18 protein-coding genes are annotated in these 17,854 nt (G+C 66.6%); 16 read left to right on the top strand and 2 right to left on the bottom strand.

Annotation, left to right across the window (positions count from 1 at the left end):
• Positions 1-17: 17 nt before the first annotated feature.
• The 7 genes from ABFX56_RS08285 to ABFX56_RS08255 all read left to right on the top strand — a co-directional run bounded on the left by ABFX56_RS08285 (position 18) and on the right by ABFX56_RS08255 (position 5,924).
• Entirely contained in the window at positions 18-239 is a 222-nt protein-coding gene (locus tag ABFX56_RS08285; protein WP_346232780.1) for an avidin-fold protein, read from the top strand.
• 78 nt (positions 240-317) lie between these two features.
• Positions 318-842 carry a DUF222 domain-containing protein gene (locus ABFX56_RS08280; RefSeq protein WP_346232779.1) on the top strand — a complete coding sequence of 175 codons (525 nt, stop codon included), beginning with the start codon at positions 318-320 and terminating at the stop codon, positions 840-842.
• A 160-nt stretch (positions 843-1,002) separates the two neighbouring features.
• The gene (locus ABFX56_RS08275) at positions 1,003-1,602 is read left to right on the top strand and encodes a DUF222 domain-containing protein (RefSeq protein WP_346232778.1); all 600 of its coding nucleotides are present in this window, start codon (positions 1,003-1,005) and stop codon (positions 1,600-1,602) included.
• A gap of 481 nt (positions 1,603-2,083) precedes the next feature.
• Positions 2,084-3,364 carry a branched-chain amino acid ABC transporter permease gene (locus ABFX56_RS08270; protein WP_346232777.1) on the top strand — a complete coding sequence of 427 codons (1,281 nt, stop codon included), beginning with the start codon at positions 2,084-2,086 and terminating at the stop codon, positions 3,362-3,364.
• A complete protein-coding gene (locus ABFX56_RS08265; RefSeq protein WP_346232776.1) occupies positions 3,364-4,362 on the top strand; it encodes a branched-chain amino acid ABC transporter permease in 999 nt (332 codons plus the stop codon). The genes ABFX56_RS08270 and ABFX56_RS08265 overlap by 1 nt, the downstream gene beginning before the upstream one ends.
• Entirely contained in the window at positions 4,349-5,161 is an 813-nt protein-coding gene (locus tag ABFX56_RS08260) for an ABC transporter ATP-binding protein (protein ID WP_346232775.1), read from the top strand. Before ABFX56_RS08265 ends, ABFX56_RS08260 begins: the two co-directional genes overlap by 14 nt.
• On the top strand, positions 5,154-5,924 hold the full coding sequence (locus tag ABFX56_RS08255) for an ABC transporter ATP-binding protein (protein ID WP_346232774.1): 771 nt from the start codon (positions 5,154-5,156) through the stop codon (positions 5,922-5,924). The genes ABFX56_RS08260 and ABFX56_RS08255 overlap by 8 nt, the downstream gene beginning before the upstream one ends.
• A gap of 42 nt (positions 5,925-5,966) precedes the next feature.
• Here the strand turns inward: ABFX56_RS08255 and ABFX56_RS08250 are convergent, their stop codons facing one another.
• A complete protein-coding gene (locus tag ABFX56_RS08250) occupies positions 5,967-6,875 on the bottom strand; it encodes a LysR substrate-binding domain-containing protein (protein WP_346232773.1) in 909 nt (302 codons plus the stop codon).
• 115 nt (positions 6,876-6,990) lie between these two features.
• Between ABFX56_RS08250 and ABFX56_RS08245 the strand changes: the two genes are divergently transcribed.
• The 3 genes from ABFX56_RS08245 to rocD are packed head-to-tail and all read left to right on the top strand — an operon-like array spanning position 6,991 to position 10,910.
• Positions 6,991-8,298, top strand: coding sequence for an ABC transporter substrate-binding protein (locus tag ABFX56_RS08245; protein ID WP_346232772.1), 1,308 nt, complete (start codon positions 6,991-6,993; stop codon positions 8,296-8,298).
• A 7-nt stretch (positions 8,299-8,305) separates the two neighbouring features.
• On the top strand, positions 8,306-9,586 hold the full coding sequence (locus tag ABFX56_RS08240) for a M24 family metallopeptidase (protein ID WP_346232771.1): 1,281 nt from the start codon (positions 8,306-8,308) through the stop codon (positions 9,584-9,586).
• Between the two features lie 40 nt (positions 9,587-9,626).
• Positions 9,627-10,910, top strand: a complete 1,284-nt coding sequence (rocD, locus tag ABFX56_RS08235) for an ornithine--oxo-acid transaminase (RefSeq protein WP_346232770.1) — start codon at positions 9,627-9,629, stop codon at positions 10,908-10,910.
• A 119-nt stretch (positions 10,911-11,029) separates the two neighbouring features.
• On the opposite strand, the gene ABFX56_RS08230 is transcribed toward rocD, so the two are convergent.
• Entirely contained in the window at positions 11,030-12,274 is a 1,245-nt protein-coding gene (locus tag ABFX56_RS08230) for a four-carbon acid sugar kinase family protein (RefSeq protein ID WP_346232769.1), read from the bottom strand.
• Between the two features lie 109 nt (positions 12,275-12,383).
• Here ABFX56_RS08230 and ABFX56_RS08225 point away from each other — a divergent pair, with 109 nt between their 5' ends.
• From ABFX56_RS08225 to ABFX56_RS08200, 6 genes are all read left to right on the top strand, one after another.
• Entirely contained in the window at positions 12,384-13,136 is a 753-nt protein-coding gene (locus ABFX56_RS08225; RefSeq protein WP_346232768.1) for a FadR/GntR family transcriptional regulator, read from the top strand.
• Positions 13,133-13,984 carry an NAD(P)-dependent oxidoreductase gene (locus ABFX56_RS08220; RefSeq protein ID WP_346232767.1) on the top strand — a complete coding sequence of 284 codons (852 nt, stop codon included), beginning with the start codon at positions 13,133-13,135 and terminating at the stop codon, positions 13,982-13,984. The genes ABFX56_RS08225 and ABFX56_RS08220 overlap by 4 nt, the downstream gene beginning before the upstream one ends.
• Positions 13,985-14,004: 20 nt before the next feature.
• On the top strand, positions 14,005-14,955 hold the full coding sequence (locus ABFX56_RS08215) for an aldo/keto reductase (RefSeq protein WP_346232766.1): 951 nt from the start codon (positions 14,005-14,007) through the stop codon (positions 14,953-14,955).
• Positions 14,956-15,050: 95 nt separating this feature from the next.
• On the top strand, positions 15,051-15,992 hold the full coding sequence (locus ABFX56_RS08210; protein ID WP_346232765.1) for a sugar phosphate isomerase/epimerase family protein: 942 nt from the start codon (positions 15,051-15,053) through the stop codon (positions 15,990-15,992).
• 9 nt (positions 15,993-16,001) lie between these two features.
• On the top strand, positions 16,002-16,976 hold the full coding sequence (locus tag ABFX56_RS08205) for a 3-hydroxyacyl-CoA dehydrogenase family protein (protein WP_346232764.1): 975 nt from the start codon (positions 16,002-16,004) through the stop codon (positions 16,974-16,976).
• Between the two features lie 30 nt (positions 16,977-17,006).
• On the top strand, positions 17,007-17,774 hold the full coding sequence (locus ABFX56_RS08200) for an SDR family NAD(P)-dependent oxidoreductase (protein WP_346232763.1): 768 nt from the start codon (positions 17,007-17,009) through the stop codon (positions 17,772-17,774).
• The last annotated feature ends 80 nt before the right edge of the window (positions 17,775-17,854 follow it).

Genomic DNA, 17,854 nt, shown 5'->3' with positions numbered 1-17,854 from the left:
ACCGCATACTCAGAGCCGTGGACTTTGAACAGCCTCCGACCGTCGCTCCGAGCCTGAACGGTCGCAGATTCGTGATGGAATCGTCGACCAACAGCATCGTCGATGCCACCTCCGCCTCACACTTTCGGTACTTCGAGCGCGACGGCGTTGTCTGGGGCGACTACGACGGCGACACCGTCACGTTCGGCCATTTCGTCGGCGCTCGTGGCTGCCATTCCCGTCCCCGATGGAGCCGGTAGCGTGCCGGCCGCCCCCGCCGACGCCGAACGGGCCGCCTGGACCGAATTGCTCCCGGATGCCCTTGAAAAAATTCCCGCATGACCACCGTCGACACGCATCCGTCCGCCACTGAATCCACCGCAGCGCTGTGGCGAATGTCGAGGGCCGCGAACCGGTCGCCACTCGCGGGCAACAGTGCCTTCATGCTGGCAACTGGCCGCCGTGCTGGACCCGCGTGTGCTTGGCCGGCCTGTCCGAGGACGACCCTGCTGGCGGTGCTGGCCGCGGCCGAACGGGCCGGCCGGCGCATAGACGCGCTGCGGGTGTTGGCCGCCGGAGAGGTCGCGGAGGCGTCCCGGAATGAACTGGGGAACCGTGGTCTGGCCGCCAGGAAAGGGTGCCGCAACACCGCCGAACTGTTGGAACGGATCACCCGGGTTTCCAGTGACACCGCCAGGAAACGAATCAAGACCGGCCGAGCCACCCGTACCCGGCTCTCGCTTGCCGGGGAGCGGCTGCCGGCCGAGTTTTCCGCCGTCGCTGCCGCCCTGATCGCCGGCAGTATCGGTGTGGATAGTGCCCATGCGATCATCCAAGGACTGACCCACCCACCCGGTGGGTAAAGACGTTCTGCAAGCCGCCGAGGGTGAACTGGTCGCCGCCGCCACCGGGGCGACCGACACCTCCCCGGTGGCATGTACGGCGGATGATATTCGTAGTCAGGCCAGTGTGTGGCGGATTTTTCCTGGACCAAGACGGCAGTCAGCCCACTAGGAGCAGGCGATGCGACAACGCAACCTGCACCTGTCCAGGGAACGCGATGGGCTGGTCGGTATCCGCGGGGCACTGCTGCCGGATGTAGCGGCGAAACTTCGCACAATCATGGACGCCTGCCTGTCGCCGAAAACCGCACCCACTTTCCTCAGTGTGGAGGAAGCGATGGCCGCCGGCCGGGACGCGGATCCCCGGTCTCGGGATCAGCAACGGCATGACGTGTTCGCCGGGGTGGTGGACATTGCCGGCCGCAGCCTGGACATGCCGCAACTGGGTGGTGCCGCCCCGGTGGTGGCGGTGGCCGTCACCCTGGAAAACCTGCAAACCGGCCAAGGTTGCGGATACATCGGCGAGAACCCCATCTCGATGCGGGCCGTGAACCAGTTCACCTGCACCGGCGGCGTGCAACAGATCGTCTTCGACGATGATGGCCGGATCATCGGACTGGGGTCTCCGGAACGTATCTTCACCGCTCAGCAACGCCGAGCGACCATCCTCCGCGATGGGGAATGCTGCACCCCGGCTGCCACATGCCCGGAGCCCTGTCCGAAATCCATCATGTTGACCCCGCCGCCACCGGCGGACCCACCCACACCGACAACGGCCTAGTTGTTTGCTGGTTTCATCACCGAACCCTCGACACCTCCGGCTGGGCGTTCCGAATAGTCAACGGCCTGCCCGAAGTGAAGTATCCACCCTGGCTCGACAACACCGGAAAGTGGTACCCCACCGGCAGGTCCGCCACACTCCGACAAGCCAAAATCGATCGCAAACGACGACGGCAAACCAACTGAGGTCACCGACACTTCGACACTTCGACAAGCTCGGTGGAGTCGAGGCTCAGTGGAGTCCAAGCTCAATCACCGGGACGATGAGGTCAACCGCCCAATAAGGTCCCGCGGGATGATCGAGCGCGAAGTGGTGGCACGGAGCGAGCCTTGAGACCATTCGAATATCACGGGCTGGGTTATCTGTATTGGACGGCCCCGACAGCATGCGGTTGACTGTTGGACTAGCGCCGGACCAGCGCGCTCTTTGCCGGACACTCCTATCGCCGGTGATAGGACAACGAACGAAGGTTGCCTTCCAGGTGAGATTACGAGTGTTCGGCCGGAGGGTAGTTCCTCGAGCGATCCTGGTGCTCCTCGCCGCACTCGCCCTCCTCCTGGTGGGTGCGCCCGCAGCCTTCGCCGCCGGCGAACAGGTGCAGGGCCGCCTCATTGATGGCAGCGGCAATCCGGTGGCCGACGTCGTGCTCGTGGCCACCAAGCAAGGCGATGAGGCAGGGGAGGCCCGCTCCGGCAAGGACGGGCGCTGGGTCATCCCACTCACCGAACCCGGCACCTACGACGTCGCGATCCGCACCGGCACCCTGCCCTCCGGTGTCGGGATCCGCGAGGGAACTCCCGATCATCGCGCGGTCGAAATCGCCGAGGGCGCGACGAAGAATGTCTTGTTCAGCCTCGGCGAGGCCGCCCAAAGCGGCACCACCTGGCTCGCCTCCCTCGCCCAGCACCTGTTGGACGGCATCCGCTTCGGCGCCCTCATCGGCGTCACTGCCGTCGGCCTGTCGCTGATCTTCGGCGCCACGCGCCTGATCAACTTCGCGCACGGCGAGCTCGTCACCCTCGGCGCCGTATCGGCATGGGTGCTCAACGCCGCTGGACTTCACTTGCTGCTGGCCGCCGCGATCGCCATCGTGTTCGTCGGCGCCTTCTCCGGCGCACTGGAACTTGGACTGTGGCGACCGATGCGACGACGCGGCGTCGGCCTGGTCTCGATGTTCATCGCCAGCATCGGCGTCGCGCTGATCCTTCGACAGCTCGTCCTGATGTTCTTCGGCGGCGCCCCACGCAGCTACGCCCAATACTCCCTGCAGCGGGCGATCACCTTCGGCCCGTTCAGCATCACACCCCGGGACGCGATCATCCTGGTGCTCTCCCTCGCGGTGCTGAGTGCCGTCGCCCTCATGCTCACCAAGACCCGCATCGGCACCAAGATCCGGGCGGTGGCCGACAACCGGGTGCTGGCCGAGGCATCCGGAATCGACTCCGAACGCATCGGCGTGCTGGTGTGGGTGCTCGGCGGCTCCCTGGCCGCGGCCGGTGGCATCTTCTACGGACTGCAGGAACTGGTCAGCTGGACCATGGGCCTCAACCTGCTGCTGCTGATGTTCGCCGCGGTCATCCTCGGCGGCCTCGGCAGCGCGTTCGGGGCCTTCATCGGGGCCATGGTCATCGGCATTCTGGCCCAGCTGAGCACCATGTTCTTCGACAGCGAGCTGCAGGTGGTGTGGGCGCTGGCGCTGATGATCCTCACCCTGCTGGTTCGGCCGCAGGGCATCCTCGGCAAACGGGAGCGGGTGGGCTGATGGACATCCTTGCTGTTCTCGGCGACGCGCTCCGCTCCTCCATCGGCCCGCAGGCCGCCGCCTTCGCCCTGGTCACCATGGGGCTGAACCTTCAATTCGGCTACGCCGGCCTGCTGAACTTCGGCCAGGTGGGCTTCATGCTGATCGGCGGCTACGGGGTGGCCCTGTCGGTGACCAACTTCGGCCTGCCGCTGTGGGTCGGTGTCCTCGTCGGCCTGGCCGGAGCGATCGTGCTCGGCCTGCTGCTCGGCATCCCCACCCTCCGGCTGCGCGGCGACTATCTGGCCATCGCTACCCTGGGCGCCGCCGAGATCCTCCGGCTCACCTTCCGCAGCGCCGGCGCGGAACCGCTCACCAACGGGGTGCTGGGCGTGCAACAGTACGCCCGCGGCTTCTACGCCGCGAACCCGTTCGGCAGCGGCGAACTTTCGCTCCTCGGCCTATCCATGACCGGAACCCAGGTCTGGATCGCCCTTGTCGGCTGGCTGCTGGTCGGAGTCTTCTTCGTCGTCACCTTCGTCCTCATCCGAAGCCCGTGGGGGCGCATCCTTCGCGCCATCCGTGATGACGAAGAAGCTACCCGCGCGCTCGGCAAGAACGTGTACTCCTACAAGATGCAGGCGCTGGTGTTCGGCGGATGCCTGGCGGCGCTCGGCGGGATGGTGCTGACCGTGTCGTCGCAGTCGATCACCCCGGATGCGTTCAGCTCGGAACTGTCCTTCTTCGCCTTCGCCGCCCTGCTGCTCGGCGGCCGCGGCACGCTCGGAGGCCCGATCCTCGGCGCCATGCTGTTCTGGTTCCTGGCCTCCGGCGCGGACTCGCTGCTGCGCCAGGCGGTCTCGGCCGGTGGGCTCGACGGCGTGTTCGCGGGCGGGCTGAACAGTGGCGCGGTGCGCTTCATCCTGGTCGGGCTGGCACTGGTGCTGTTCATGCTGTTCCGAGCCAACGGCATCCTGGGTGCCAAGCAGCGGAGGGCGGTGGGCAGTGAACAGGTCTGACACCGCGCCGCCGCTGCTGCACGTGCGCTCCGCCCGTCGCCAATTCGGCGGGCTGGTGGCCGTGGATGTGCACGACATCAGCGTCACCCCGAACTCGATCACCTCCCTGATCGGGCCGAACGGGGCCGGCAAGTCCACCCTGTTCAATGTCATTTCCGGGTTCGACCGGGGCGGCAAGGGCGAGTGGGCCTTCGACGGTGAGGACATCAGCAACCGGGCGCCGCACGAATTGGCCGACCGAGGGATCATCCGCACGTTCCAGGCGGCCCGGCCCATCGCGACCCTCAGCCTGATGGAAAACCTGCTCCTGTCGGCCCAAGACCAGACGGGCGAGCACTGGATGCGCGCCATGTTCTCGCGCCCGTCCTGGCGACGGCGCGAAGCCGAGAACGCCGACCGGGCCCGCGAACTGCTGGCACGGCTGAAGCTAGAGGCGCTCGCGGACTCGCCGGCCGGCGAACTGTCCGGCGGCCAGGGCAAGCTCCTGGATCTGGGCCGGGCCCTGATGTGCCGGCCGCGGCTGCTGATGCTCGACGAACCGATGGCGGGGGTCAACCCGCGGCTGGCCGAGTCGCTCATCGAGCACATCCTGTGGACCAGAAGCCAGGGGGCGACGGTGCTGTTCGTGGAACACAACATGGACGTCGTGGCCGAGATCAGCGACCACGTCGTCTGCATGGCCGCCGGCAAAGTGCTGGTCAGCGGCACCCCGCACGAGGTCATGCGGGCGCCGGAGGTCATGGAGGCCTATCTGGGCAGCGATGCGGAACCGGATGAGGCGGTGGTCTGGCATGAGTGACGCGGCGATGCTGGAACTGGATGCCGTAACGGCCGGATACGTCAAGGGCCTCAACATCATCACCGAGGTGAGCCTGTCCGTTCGACCCGGTGAGATCATCGGTATTTTCGGCCCCAACGGCGCCGGGAAGTCGACGCTGCTCAAGGCCATCCTCGGTCAGGTGCACGTGAGGGCGGGCCGGGTGCTGCTGAACGGCGATGAGGTCACGGGAACCCGTACCGTGCGGCTGGCCCGGCGGGGTGTCGGCTACGTGCCGCAGCTGGCCAACGTGTTCGCCCGCCTCAGTGTTGAGGAGAACCTCAAGATGGGCGCGCTGGGCAACGTCGCCGGATACGCCGCATCCTGGGAGCGCTGGAGGCCGCTGTTTCCCAGTCTGGAGGCACGCTTCAAGGCGAAGGCCAGCTCGCTGTCCGGCGGCGAACGCCAGTTGCTGGCCACCGCCCGGGCGCTGATGGGCGACCCCCAGGTGCTGCTCATGGACGAACCCTCCGCCGGGCTCTCGCCCAAGGCGACCTCGGAAATCTTCCTGCTGCTGGACCAGCTGCGCAGCGACGGGCTGTCGATGGTCATCGTGGAACAAAACGCCCGGCGGTGCCTGCGCATCTGCGATCGGGGCTACGTGCTCGATCAGGGGCGCAACGCGGTGGAGGGCACCGGAACCGAACTGCTGACCGATCCGGTGGTGGTCGAGCTCTACCTTGGACGGCTGGGTTCGCGCGCGGACGGCGCCGCAAAGGAACGGGGCAGCGCTGCCGAGGCGTGAGTCCGATGACTGGATAAGCGCGGCCGATTGACGCTTCGCTGATCAGCGCTGCGCGGCGGAGGCCCGCAGCCGCGGTCCCACCGCGGTGAATACCTCGATCACCCGGTCCAGCGCCGCGAAGCTGCGATGCGGATCCCACGCCAGCGCCAACGGCAGGCGGGGCGCCGGTTCGGCCAGACGGGCGTAGCGCACCCCCCAGATCTTCAGCGACCGCACCGGCTCAGGCACCAGCGAGACGCCCACTCCGGCCGCCACCATCCCGATCATGGTGTGCACGTGCTCGCCTTCGTAGACCACCCGCGGGGTGAACCCGGCAGCGGCGCAGGAGCTGACGACCAGCTCCCAGAATCCCAGCCCGTTCTCCGGTTTGAACAGCACGAACGGGTCTTCGGCCAGTTGGGAAAGACGAACCACCTCCCGCGGTCCGATCCGATGATCGCTGGGCAGCGCGGCCACGAGGTCATCGGAGGTGACGATCTGCAACGCCAGCGGGTCGGGCACCGTGGCGGTGCGCACCACGCCCAGATCGATCACATCCTCGTTCAGGGCCGTCAATTGCGCTCCGGTCTCCATCTCCACCGCGGTGATGCGAATGTCGGGGGAGACCATCCGAAGCTCCCGAATCATGGCCGGGATGCCGCCGTACAGGGAGCTGCCGACGAAACCGATGCGCACCTGGCCGGCCTCGCCGGTGCGGATGTCCCTGGCGACCGAGAGCACTCGCTCGGCCTGCGCCACCGCTCGCCGGGATTCGAGGAGCAGCAGTTTGCCCGCGCGGGTCAGCCGCACGCTGTGCCGATCCCGGTCGAAAAGGCTAAGACCTAGTTCCTCCTCCAACCGCTGGATCTGCTGGCTCAGTGGCGGCTGAGCGATGTGCAGTCGGGCCGCGGCGCGACCGAAATGGAGTTCCTCGGCTACGGCGATGAAGTACTTCAGTCGGCGAATCTGCACGGCCCATTTATACCTGCCGCATATCACCAAGTCAACATTTGATATTGGACTTCGCAATCGGGCCACGGGAGGCTACAGGGAACCCCCTACACCTCGCGCCAAGAAATGGAGTGAAATGAGAATCAACCGCTACACGACGATTTCGATCGTCGCTGCCGCCGTCGTGGTCCTGTCCTCGTGCAGTGCTGCGCCGGCCCAGCCCACGGCATCCCCTAAAGCTTCGCCCAGCGCCTCCCCCTCCGCCGCCGACGCCCGGCAAATCGTCTCCACCCTGCCCGGCAACGGCACCCTCGAATTGGGCTACGTGCTGCCGGAAACCGGCTCCCTCTCCGGACTCGGAACGGGCATCATCGCGGCCGTGAAGCTCGCGCTTGCCGACATCAACAAGGCCGGTGGCGTCAACGGCGCCCAGGTGACCCTGAACGGCGGCGATGAAGCCGGTGATCCGACCATCGCCGGCCAGACAGTGGACCGCCTGCTCGGCCAGGGCGCCGACGCGATCATCGGGCCCGTGTCCTCGGCGATCTCGCTGTCCGTGATCGACAAGATCACCGGCTCCGGTGTGCTGCAGTGCGCCGGCGCCAACACGAGCAAGACGTTCACCGACTACGACAGCCATGGCCTGTACTTCCGCACGATTCCGCCGAACATCAAGCAGGGCCCGGTGTTGGCCCAGGCGGTGATCGGCGAGGGCGCCTCCCGGGTTGCGGTGCTGGTGCGCAACGATGACTACGGCAAGAGCCTCAGCAGCTCGCTGATCGAAAACCTGAAGGCATCCGGCGCCGAAATCGTCGCCGAAGTGCCGTACGACCCCGCCGCCACCACCTACACCGCGGAAGTGTCCAAGGTGAAGACCGCGTCACCGGACGCCGTGGTGGTGATCGCCTTCCAGGAGGGAACCGCCATCATCCGCTCGCTGATCGAGACCGGGATGGGGCCGGACAAGGTCAAGCTGTTCGGCACCGACGGAATGTCTCTCGGCACGCTGGCCAGCACGGTGGATAAGGCATCTCCCGGCGTGCTGGAAGGCATGCAGGCCACCCAGGCCTCCTCCCAGAACGACCCGGAGTTCATCAAGCGCCTGGTGGCGGCCAACCCCGGCCTCGCGGTGACGAACTTCTCGCCGTACCACTACGACTGCGTGATTTCCATCGCCCTGGCCGCCGTCGCGGCGAACTCGGATGCTCCGGGCAAGATCGCCCAGTCGCTGTACACCATCAGCAACGCACCGGGTGAGGAGTGCTCGGACTTCGCGAAGTGCCTGGCGCTGCTGAAATCCGGAAAGGACATCAACTACCAGGGTGTCTCAGGCCCGCTGGATCTGAACTCCGCCGGCGAGCCATCCGTCGGATTGTTCGACATTGTCAAGTTCAACAACGCCGGCGTTCCGCAAATCATCAAGACGATCAAGTCGAAAGGCTAAGCACCCCATGTCAACGAGCGTTCCAGGGATCTCTGTCCGTGCGGAGGTACTAGCAGCGATCCGGGCTCGGGCACAAGAACGAGGCGTTGACGCGTACCTGGCCTACACACCCTCGAACGTGTTCTACACCACCGGGTTCCAAAGCTATTTCCTGATGGAGTGGTGGCGGATGCTGGGCACGGTCATGGTGCTCGTGCCCACCGATCCGACACTGGAACCGGCGATCCTGATCAGCGACTTCGAAGCTGAGCAGGCCGCAAGGGTTTCGGGAATTCGGGACGTGCGCTCGTATCGCATGTGGGTGGAGTTGCGCGACGCCTCCGACTTGCAGTCGGAGGCGCCGCAGGCCGGGTCGGAGCTGGTGCGCCCCGCGCAGTATGAGGAGGCCGAGCAGGACAAGCTGCTGCGCGCCATCCTGGCCGACCGCGGGCTGCTGGCATCCCGAATCGGCACCGACCTGCGCCACATGCTGCACGACACGACCGAGCGAGTGGCGGCGTTCGCGCCGCAGCTGCGGTGGGTCGACATGACGCAGGACTTGTACGAAATCCGCAGCGTCAAGTTCGACTTTGAGGTCGAGCGACTACGCCGGGCCACGGAGCTATCGGAAGCCGGAATGCTGTACGCCGTCTCGGATCTGCGCCCCGGTCTGACGGCGGCAGATATCCGGCTGCGATATGCGATGGGAGTCACCGCGCGGGCCATGGAATCCGAGCGTTACCGCGGCTACTCCGACAACTGGGTGCTGCCGTCCGTCGGCTCGGGCACCCAGATCGGCGTGGACTCCGAGTCCGGCGGCGGGCTTGCCGCGGGGGACCTGATCAAGTTCGACTGCGGAACCACAGTGGGCGGATATCGGAGTGACGGTGGGCGCACCTTCGCCTACGGAGAGGTCACACCCAAGGTGAGAATGCTCTACTCCGTACTGCAGGAGGCACACCGCCTGGCGCGGGAACAGATTCGGCCGGGCGTGGAAATTCGGGAGATCTTCAGGGCGGCGGAAACCCATATCCGCCAACACGGATACCCGCGGTTCACCCGCGGCCACTACGGGCACTCGACGGGCATCGACACCTTCCACGAGGAGCCGCCCTTCATCAGCGCCACCGAGCGGCGCGCGCTGGTGCCCGGCATGGTGCTGGCGGTGGAAACCCCTGCCTACTCATCCGACACCGGCGCGGTCATGATCGAGGACCTGGTTCTGGTAACCGAACAGGGGCATGAAGTGCTGCACAGCCTTCCGCACGAGCTCCAAATCATCGAAGAGAAAGTGGCCGCGGCCAAGTAGGGGCGGAAATGGGCCCGCGGGGGCCCGTCCAAGGAGAAGTATGAACAACGCAACATTCACGACCAATCCGCTGGTCGAGCCTGCTCCGGTGGTCGAGCGTCCGGTGGTCGAGCTTGTCGAGACCGGTGCTGCTATTGCGGTGGAGTTTGAGCATGCGGCGCACAATTATCATCCGTTGCCGGTGGTGGTCTCCCACGGTGAGGGTGCGTGGGTGACCGATATCGAGGGTCGGCGTTACCTGGACTGCCTGGCCGCGTATTCCGCGATCAATTTCGGGCACGGGCATCCGACGCTCGTCGCTGCGGCGCACGCTCAGCTAGACCGGATCACCCTGACCAGTCGTGCGTTCCACAACGACCGGCTCGGCCCGTTCGTGGCGGCGTTGGCGGCCTTGTCGGGTAAGGACATGGTGTTGCCGATGAACACGGGAGCCGAGGCGGTCGAATCCGGCCTCAAGGTGGCTCGGGCGTGGGGTTACCGCGTCAAGGGTGTGCCGGCCGGCAAGGCGAACATCGTTGTTGCGGACCGCAACTTTCATGGACGCACGATCTCGATTGTGAGTTTCTCCAGCGATCCGGTCGCTCACGACGACTTCGGCCCGTTCACGCCGGGGTTCCGGTCTGTGCCGTACGGCGATGTGGCGGCGATCGCTGCGGCCATCGATGAGGATACGGTGGCGGTGTTGCTTGAGCCGATCCAGGGTGAGGCGGGCATCATCGTGCCGCCGGCGGAATATCTGCCCGCGGTGCGGGAACTGTGCACGGATCGGAATGTGCTGTTCATCGCCGATGAGATCCAGTCCGGCCTCGGCCGTACCGGGTCAACGTTCGCCTGTGATCTGGTCGGTGTGGTGCCGGATCTGTATCTGTTGGGTAAGGCGCTGGGGGGTGGGATCGTGCCGGTGTCCGCGGTGGTGGGCAACCAGGATGTCCTGGGGGTGCTGCGGCCGGGGGAGCATGGGTCCACCTTCGGAGGGAACCCGTTGGGCGCCGCGGTGGGTCTGGCGGTGGTGGGCCTGTTGCAGACCGGGCAGTTCCAGGACCGGGCCCGGGAGCTGGGCGCCCGACTGCAGAACGGGCTAACCGCGTTGATCGGCCGCGGGGTGCTGGCGGTGCGCGGGGCGGGCCTGTGGGCGGGCATCGATATCGACCCGGCGCTGGCCACCGGCCGGCGGGTGTGTGAACTGTTGATGGACCGGGGTGTGTTGGTCAAGGACACGCACGGGTCCACCATCCGGCTGGCCCCGCCACTGGTGATCACCGCCGACGAACTCGACCACGCCATCGGGCAACTCGACGCCGTCCTGCAGGAACTGCGCGCGTAAACCCGGTAGTCGACGCGCGCGCCTTCGCTGGCACCGGCCGTGACCAGCAGGCGCAGACGACCCGACGGGGGCTCGGTTTCGATACGCTCGCGCTGGCGCTCGCTACTCAACCAGCGGGATCAGCGGTAGCCGACGGCGGCGAGCACGTCGGTCAACGTGTCGGGGCCGCCGACATTGCCCGGCACGACGACATAGAGCACTCGGTGTCCATCGAACGCCCGGAGGTCCCAGACCGAGATCCCCGGGAGCACTTGACCGAGTACCCGCGCCGTTCGAGCGCCGAGGCCGATCCGCGCGACATCGGCTGAGGTGATTCCGCCCTTGGCGACGACGACGTCGACCTGCGGCGCGATCCTGCGTACGGCGGTAGTGAGGGCCTCCATGACCCGCCGCCCATGCTCCAGCGTGTTGTGCTCGCTCGACCGCGTGCGCTCGCTCATCACGATGGCCAGGCCCCGGTCGTTCAGCTGTGCGGATGCCGCGGCGGCGACGTTGTTGCCTGCTTGGGCGCTGTCCGATAGCGAAAGTTCCGTGTCGACGACGGCCGGTTCACCCCAGGCGGCGACGACCGGCGCCAACTGCCTCGTGGCCCCGTTGGTGTGGGAGCCGCAGACCAGGAGGGTGGCACGCGGTTCCGCCACCAGCGGCGTGTCGAGGAGTCCGACGCTGCGCACCCCGGCGAGGGCGGCCGCCAGCGGCGCGCCGCAGCGCACGACGATATCGCGACCCGCAAGCTGGGCCGCGGTGATCGCCTCGGCGATCAGGTCGATGTCGGAGTTGTCGGCGACATCGGGCAGCACGACGCTCCGAGGCGCAACATCGCGCAGGGTGCCGGCCAACGCGCCGGCCCGCACCTTCCCCAACGGCACGAGCACGGGGGGCCGATCCGACTTCTCGGCGACGTACTCGTCCAGGCGACCATGCCCGAACGGGAACACCGGATCCTGCGCGTACTCGGTCTGGTCTGCCGGCACCTGCCGGCCGTCGATCAGCACCCGATGCACCCCGTCGATGGTGGTGCGGCCTCCATCGGGAAAGGCCGGGACGAACACGATGATGGAGTCCCCGGCGGCGAACACCTCGCTCTCGGCGAAGACGTGCCCGCGCAGGGTGGAATCGCCGCGCAGCACGAAGCGCAGGTCGGCGTGTATCCGGGCGGCGGCCTCCTGCGCGTCGGCGCGCACCCGCCTCACCAGTGCGACCGCTTCCGTTTCGCTGATGGCACGCGAGTTCGTCTGCACGTAGACGCTGTCGTTGTCCCGCAGCGCGGCGGTGAGGATGTCGGCGCTCGACTCCAGCAGAACGGTCACCCCGGTCGCGGATTGCGTGCCCGTCGGATCATCGTCCAGGACGACTGTCTTCATGCTCTTCCCTCCCAGGGATTGGTCAAGCCAATGTTGACACAGCCGCGGCGCTGTCATACGGTGATCGTACAAATTGGTTTGACCAATTACGGAATCTGCGAGGGGGCACATGGCCGATCGACTCGAGGACCTCGTCGAGCGGCTCATCGGGCTCAGCGTCCCGGGGGATGCGGGCTCCCGCAACCTCCCGCCGGAGCGCGAACTGTGCGCCGCGCTGGACGTCAGCCGCGGGACCCTGCGCGAACAGCTGGCCACGCTGGAGAGCCTCGGGATCCTGCGGCGCCGGCAGGGGCAGGGCACCTCCATCGATACGCCCGATGCGTCCTTCCTCCGAACCTACTTCACCCTGATGCGCAGCCTCGGCTACCTCAGCGAGGAGCAGGTCGCCGGCGCGCGCGAGATGCTCGAGCAGACGATTGCCGCCGAGGCCGCCCGCCACGTCACGGATGCGGACCTCGCCGAACTGCGGACACTCGTCGGGGACATCGTGACCCAATCCATCGCCGGAAACGACGACGCGGCGCTGGAGGCCGACTTCGCGTTCCACAGCCGGCTCTACGCCATCGTGGACAACCCGATCTTCACCATGCTCAACGCGGGACTCAGCCACGTCCTGCACGAGAACGTGCGGGTGCGGCGCGACTTCGCGGCCCGCCGCGACGCCAAGAACCCCGACGGCTCGATCAACACCGACAACGTGCACAGTGAGATCGTGGACGCGCTTGCCACACGCTCGCCGGATCGGGCGCGCGCGGCGATGCGCAAACACTTCGCGGAATACTCGGCACTTACCGTCGCCGACTTGACCGCGGCTCCGTCCGAACCATCCCGCCTTAGCCCAGCATCTGGAGAAGAACAATGACCGCTCTCACCTTCGTCGGAATCGGAGCCATCGGATTACCGATGGCTTTGCAGCTCGCGGGAGCTGAATTCGAGGTAACCGGAGTCGACCCTGCCGTGGGCGCACGCGAGCGCGCCGCCTCCGCGGGGATCGCAGCCGCGGCGACCATCACCGACGCAGCCTGGACGGAGTTCGTCATCGTCATGGTGGCCACACCGGACCACCTCGCCACCCTCGTGGAGCAGGCCGGCGACTCGGCCCGGGGCCAGACCTGGGTGATCATGTCGACCGTGGGACCCGAGGCGATTCAATCGCAGTCTGGTGCGCTCGTCGCGGCCGGTGCCCGAGTGGTCGACGCGCCGGTCACTGGTGGTGTCGCACGGGCCCAGACCGGCGACCTCGTCATTTTCGTCTCAGGAGAGCCGGCCGCGGTCCAGGATGTGACGCCGATTCTGAGTGTGCTCGGAACGGTGCGAGTGGTGGGAGATCACATCGGCGACGGGCAAGCCGTCAAGATTGTGAACCAGCACCTGTGCTCGATCCACATCGTCGCAGCGGCGGAGGCGCTCAACCTGGCCGATTCCCTGGGGCTGGACCGGGCATCCGCCCTCGATTTGGTCAGCGGTGGCGCCGCCGGCTCCTGGATGCTGTCCGATCGTGGTCCACGTATGCTCGGCGGCACGGACGTTCCGGTGATGAGCACGATCAACATCTTCGTCAAGGACAGCGGACTGGTGGCGGCGGCCGCCGCCACCAGCGGCGCCGAGGTCCCCCTCCTGAGGGCAGCACAAGAGCGCTATCGCCTGGCCGCGGACGCCGGGCTCGGGGTGCGAGACGACAGCCGAGTCATCGAGACCTACGCCCGATGACGGGGGAGAGGGGCAACGCCATGGCCAGCACCATCCCGGCCGTCATCGTGGGCACGATGACCTTCGGCGACACAGTGGACGAGGCGACGGCCGCCGAGATCGTGGCCACCGCACTCGACGCCGGCGTCACCTGGTTTGACACGGCCAACAGCTACAGCGACGGCCTGTGCGAACGAATCGTCGGGCGGGTTCTTGGCCGACGAAGCGACATCACCCTCGCCACGAAGGTCGGCCAGCCGCAGTCGGAACTGGGCACCGAGCACCTGCTGTCCGCGCGCAACGTGCGCCGCTCGGTGGAGGCCAGCCTCACTCGCCTCGGGCGTGATCAGGTAGAACTCCTTTACCTCCACAAGCCCGATCGCTCAACACCGTTGGCCGAGACACTATCGGAGGTCGCCGAACTCCTTCGTGCTGGGAAAGTGAAACAGTTCGGAGTGTCGAACTTCTCGGCCTGGCAAATCGCAGAGGTAGTGGCGACCGCGAAAGAGGTCGGTGCCCCGACGCCGGCGATCAGCCAGCAGCTTTACAACGTCGTGGCCAGGCGGCTGGAAGAGGAATACCAGGAATACGCGCTGACGACCGGCCTTGCGACGGCCATCTATAACCCCCTTGCGGGCGGCATGCTCACCGGCCGCTATAGCCTGGACGCCGCCGCTGGCCACGGACGCTTCGGTGACGCGAGAAACGCCCGCGAATACCGGGCACGCTACTGGGACCCGCGGTTCTTCGCCGCGGTCGACAAGCTGAGCACCATCGCGACCAATGCCGGCATGCCCCTTGCTGAGTTGGCGCTTCGCTGGACGATCGGGCGCCCGGTCGTCCAGTCGGTGCTGCTCGGAGGATCGCGGGTATCTCACCTGCGCGCGAACCTCCACGCGCTGACCCAGGGGCCACTCCCGCAGGACCTGATCGACGCGGCGGATGCCGTCGGCGCCGAACTGCGGGGACCGATGCCGGCTTACAACCGGTAGCTTCAGGCATCTTGCACGAACCGAGACGTGCGCATACTATTTCCTATAGGATCTTTCCTATCGTATTTAGTAACACCGAGAAGCAACGGAGCATCATGGCCGCACAGGGCCCATACACAGCGGACACTTGGCCCATCGCCACCTGTCTTCACGCGTTTCCCCCGGTCGACAAGAACGGCATCGCCCTGCACGACGCTCCGGCCGAAGTCTGGGACGACATGTTCACCCAGATCGCCGACGCAGGATTCACTCTGGCGGAACTGGCCGACAGCCATGTTCGCCCCGCGGACCTCGAGCCCTCCCGCCGCGACGAATTCTTGTCGATTGCGAAGTCGCACGGCGTCGGCATCCCGTCCGTGCACCTGCAGCGCCAGAGCGTGATCATGCCGGGACACGAGGAGAAGAACCTCGCCTATGCGCACCGCACCATCGATGCCGCAGCCGAATGGGGGATGCAGGTCTTCTCGACCGGACTGCACCAGCCTTACAGCGAGGCGCAGAGGAAGGCGCTCTGGTTCTGGACCGCGCAGGGGCCGAAGGACCCGGACGACCCCGAGGTCTGGAACGCCGCCGTCAGCCGAATCCGGGAACTCGGGCAGCACGCAGCATCCGTCGGTCTGCCGATGGCCCTGGAGCTGTACGAAGACACCTATCTCGGCACCGCGGACAGCGCCGTGCGTTTCGTCGAGGCGGTCGGGCTGGACAACGTCGGACTGAACCCGGATGTCGCCAACCTCATCCGCCTGCACCGCCCCGTCGAAGATTGGCGGGAGCTGTACGCCAAGACCCTCCCCTATGCGAACTACTGGCACGTCAAGAACTACACCAGAGACGAAGCCGCCGACGGATCGTGGGCGACGTCGGTTCCGTCCACGCTGCGGGACGGCCTGATCAACTACCGCCAGGTGTTCCACGACGCGATCGAACTCGGCTTCAACGGGATCGTGCTGGCCGAGCACTACGGCGGGGACAGCCTCGGCGTCTGCGCCGCCAATCAGAAGTACATCCGCACACTGCTGCCCAAAGCAGCGAAGTAAGGGAGCGTCATGACCAACCGCACCGTCGCCGTCGTCGGCTCCGGATACATGGGTGGCGGCATCGCCCAGGTGCTCGCGCTCTCCGGTGCCACCGTCCGCATCGCGGACATCTCCGAGGAGATCGCCAAGAAGAACTACGAACGGCTCATCGAGGAGGCGACGCAGTTCGTCGCCGACGGCCTGTTCCCGGTCGACGCGGTCGAGCGCATCCGGGCGAACGTGTCGCCCGCGGCATCGATCGAAGAGGCGGTCACCGGTGCCGACTTCATCGAGGAGGCGGTCCCCGAGAAGATCGAGATCAAACACGCGACGCTACGGCGGATCAGCGCGGCCGCCCGGCCCGACGCCATCATCGGGTCCAACACGTCCACGATCCTGATCGGATCTCTGGCGACCGCGGTGGCGGGTCCGGAACGATTCCTCGGCGTGCACTTCTCCAACCCGGCGCCGTTCATCCCCGGCGTCGAGCTGATCCCGCACGGCGGCACGACCGAGGCGGCCATCGCGCTGGTCGAGGAGATCGTCGCGGCCACCGGCAAGGAGACGGCGCGAATCACGGATTCGACCGGCTTCGTGCTGAATCGGCTGCAGTACGCCCTGTTCCACGAGGCGACCCAGATTGTCGAAGAGGGCGTCGCTAGCCCGGAAGACATCGACACGATCGTCCGGACCACCTTCGGCTTCCGGCTTCCGGTGTTCGGACCGTTCGCGATCGCCGACATGGCGGGTCTGGATGTGTACTCGTTCTGCTACGCGTCGCTGCAGACCCGCTGGCCGGAGCGGTTCGCGACCCCCGCGTCGCTGAAGGAACTGGTGGACGCCGGAAAGTTCGGCACGAAGTCGGGCGCCGGCTATCTGGACGTTCCCGCCGAGCGCACCGCCGAACTCGTCGCGTACCGCAACAAGGCGTACGTCGCCATCAAGAAGCTCATGGATGACCTCGGCCCAGCGCCCATCCACGCGCCAAGCACGGTCTCGAAGTAACCACTCGACCACATCAGAACGGAGTCATCGATGACGACCTTCCCTGAATCCCGCACCGTGATCCTCACCGGGGCAGCGTCCCCGCGCGGGATCGGTAGGGCAACGGCCCACTATCTGGCGGCGCTCGGCTGGAACGTCGGCATCATCGATCTCGACGCGGCCGCCTCCCGGCTGGTCGCTGCCGAAATCGCGCAGGAGCATGGCGTTCAGGCCGCCGGTGCCGGCGCCAATGTCGCATCCGATAGTCAGGTGCGCGCCGCCTTCGACGAACTGGAGGCCACACTGCCGCAGGTCGTCGCATTGGTGAACCTCGCCGGCGTGTCCTCCCCGGTGCCGTACCTCGAGGTAACGCCAGAGGAATGGGACCGGGTCATCAGCATCAACCTGAACGGTGTGCACTACGCCACACGCCGTGCCGTCGAATCAATGGTCAAGCACGGACTGGGCCGCGTCGTCAGCCTGTCATCGGTTTCGGCGCAGCGCGGCGGCGGAACGTTCAGCAAGACCGTCTACTCGGCGTCGAAGGCCGCCATCATCGGCTTTTCGCGTAGCGTCGCCCGCGAGTTGGGCGCCGCCGGGGTCACCGTGAACGTGGTCGCGCCGGGTCCGATCGACACCGACATCATGGGCGGCACCCTCACCGAGGAACGCAAAACGGCGATGGCGGCCGACGGTGTGCTGCCCCGCATCGGCACCACGCGGGACATCGCCGCTGCAATTTCTTATCTCATCAGCGAGGACGCCGGATTCGTGACGGGGCAGACCCTGAACGTCAACGGCGGCCTCTACATGAATTAGGAGCACAACATGACCGACATCTCCGGGCCCTGGTCCAAGGGACGCATCCTCTTCCTCGTCATCGGGGTCATCCTCGTCGG

It is taken from the genome of Parafrigoribacterium mesophilum (genome assembly GCF_039652555.1).
Taxonomy (GTDB): Bacteria; Actinomycetota; Actinomycetes; order Actinomycetales; family Microbacteriaceae; genus Parafrigoribacterium; species Parafrigoribacterium mesophilum.
The sequence above is the reverse complement of the archived record's forward strand: the minus strand, read 5'-3'. Positions and strand labels throughout refer to the sequence as shown.

Coding starts and splice junctions, on each gene's coding strand:
- ABFX56_RS08280 (WP_346232779.1), top strand. CDS start 318: ATGACCACCGTCGACACGCATCCGTCCGCCACTGAATCCACCGCAGCG.
- ABFX56_RS08275 (WP_346232778.1), top strand. CDS start 1,003: ATGCGACAACGCAACCTGCACCTGTCCAGGGAACGCGATGGGCTGGTC.
- ABFX56_RS08265 (WP_346232776.1), top strand. CDS start 3,364: ATGGACATCCTTGCTGTTCTCGGCGACGCGCTCCGCTCCTCCATCGGC.
- ABFX56_RS08255 (WP_346232774.1), top strand. CDS start 5,154: ATGAGTGACGCGGCGATGCTGGAACTGGATGCCGTAACGGCCGGATAC.
- ABFX56_RS08245 (WP_346232772.1), top strand. CDS start 6,991: ATGAGAATCAACCGCTACACGACGATTTCGATCGTCGCTGCCGCCGTC.
- ABFX56_RS08240 (WP_346232771.1), top strand. CDS start 8,306: ATGTCAACGAGCGTTCCAGGGATCTCTGTCCGTGCGGAGGTACTAGCA.
- rocD (WP_346232770.1), top strand. CDS start 9,627: ATGAACAACGCAACATTCACGACCAATCCGCTGGTCGAGCCTGCTCCG.
- ABFX56_RS08230 (WP_346232769.1), bottom strand. CDS start 12,274: ATGAAGACAGTCGTCCTGGACGATGATCCGACGGGCACGCAATCCGCG.
- ABFX56_RS08225 (WP_346232768.1), top strand. CDS start 12,384: ATGGCCGATCGACTCGAGGACCTCGTCGAGCGGCTCATCGGGCTCAGC.
- ABFX56_RS08220 (WP_346232767.1), top strand. CDS start 13,133: ATGACCGCTCTCACCTTCGTCGGAATCGGAGCCATCGGATTACCGATG.
- ABFX56_RS08215 (WP_346232766.1), top strand. CDS start 14,005: ATGGCCAGCACCATCCCGGCCGTCATCGTGGGCACGATGACCTTCGGC.
- ABFX56_RS08210 (WP_346232765.1), top strand. CDS start 15,051: ATGGCCGCACAGGGCCCATACACAGCGGACACTTGGCCCATCGCCACC.
- ABFX56_RS08205 (WP_346232764.1), top strand. CDS start 16,002: ATGACCAACCGCACCGTCGCCGTCGTCGGCTCCGGATACATGGGTGGC.
- ABFX56_RS08200 (WP_346232763.1), top strand. CDS start 17,007: ATGACGACCTTCCCTGAATCCCGCACCGTGATCCTCACCGGGGCAGCG.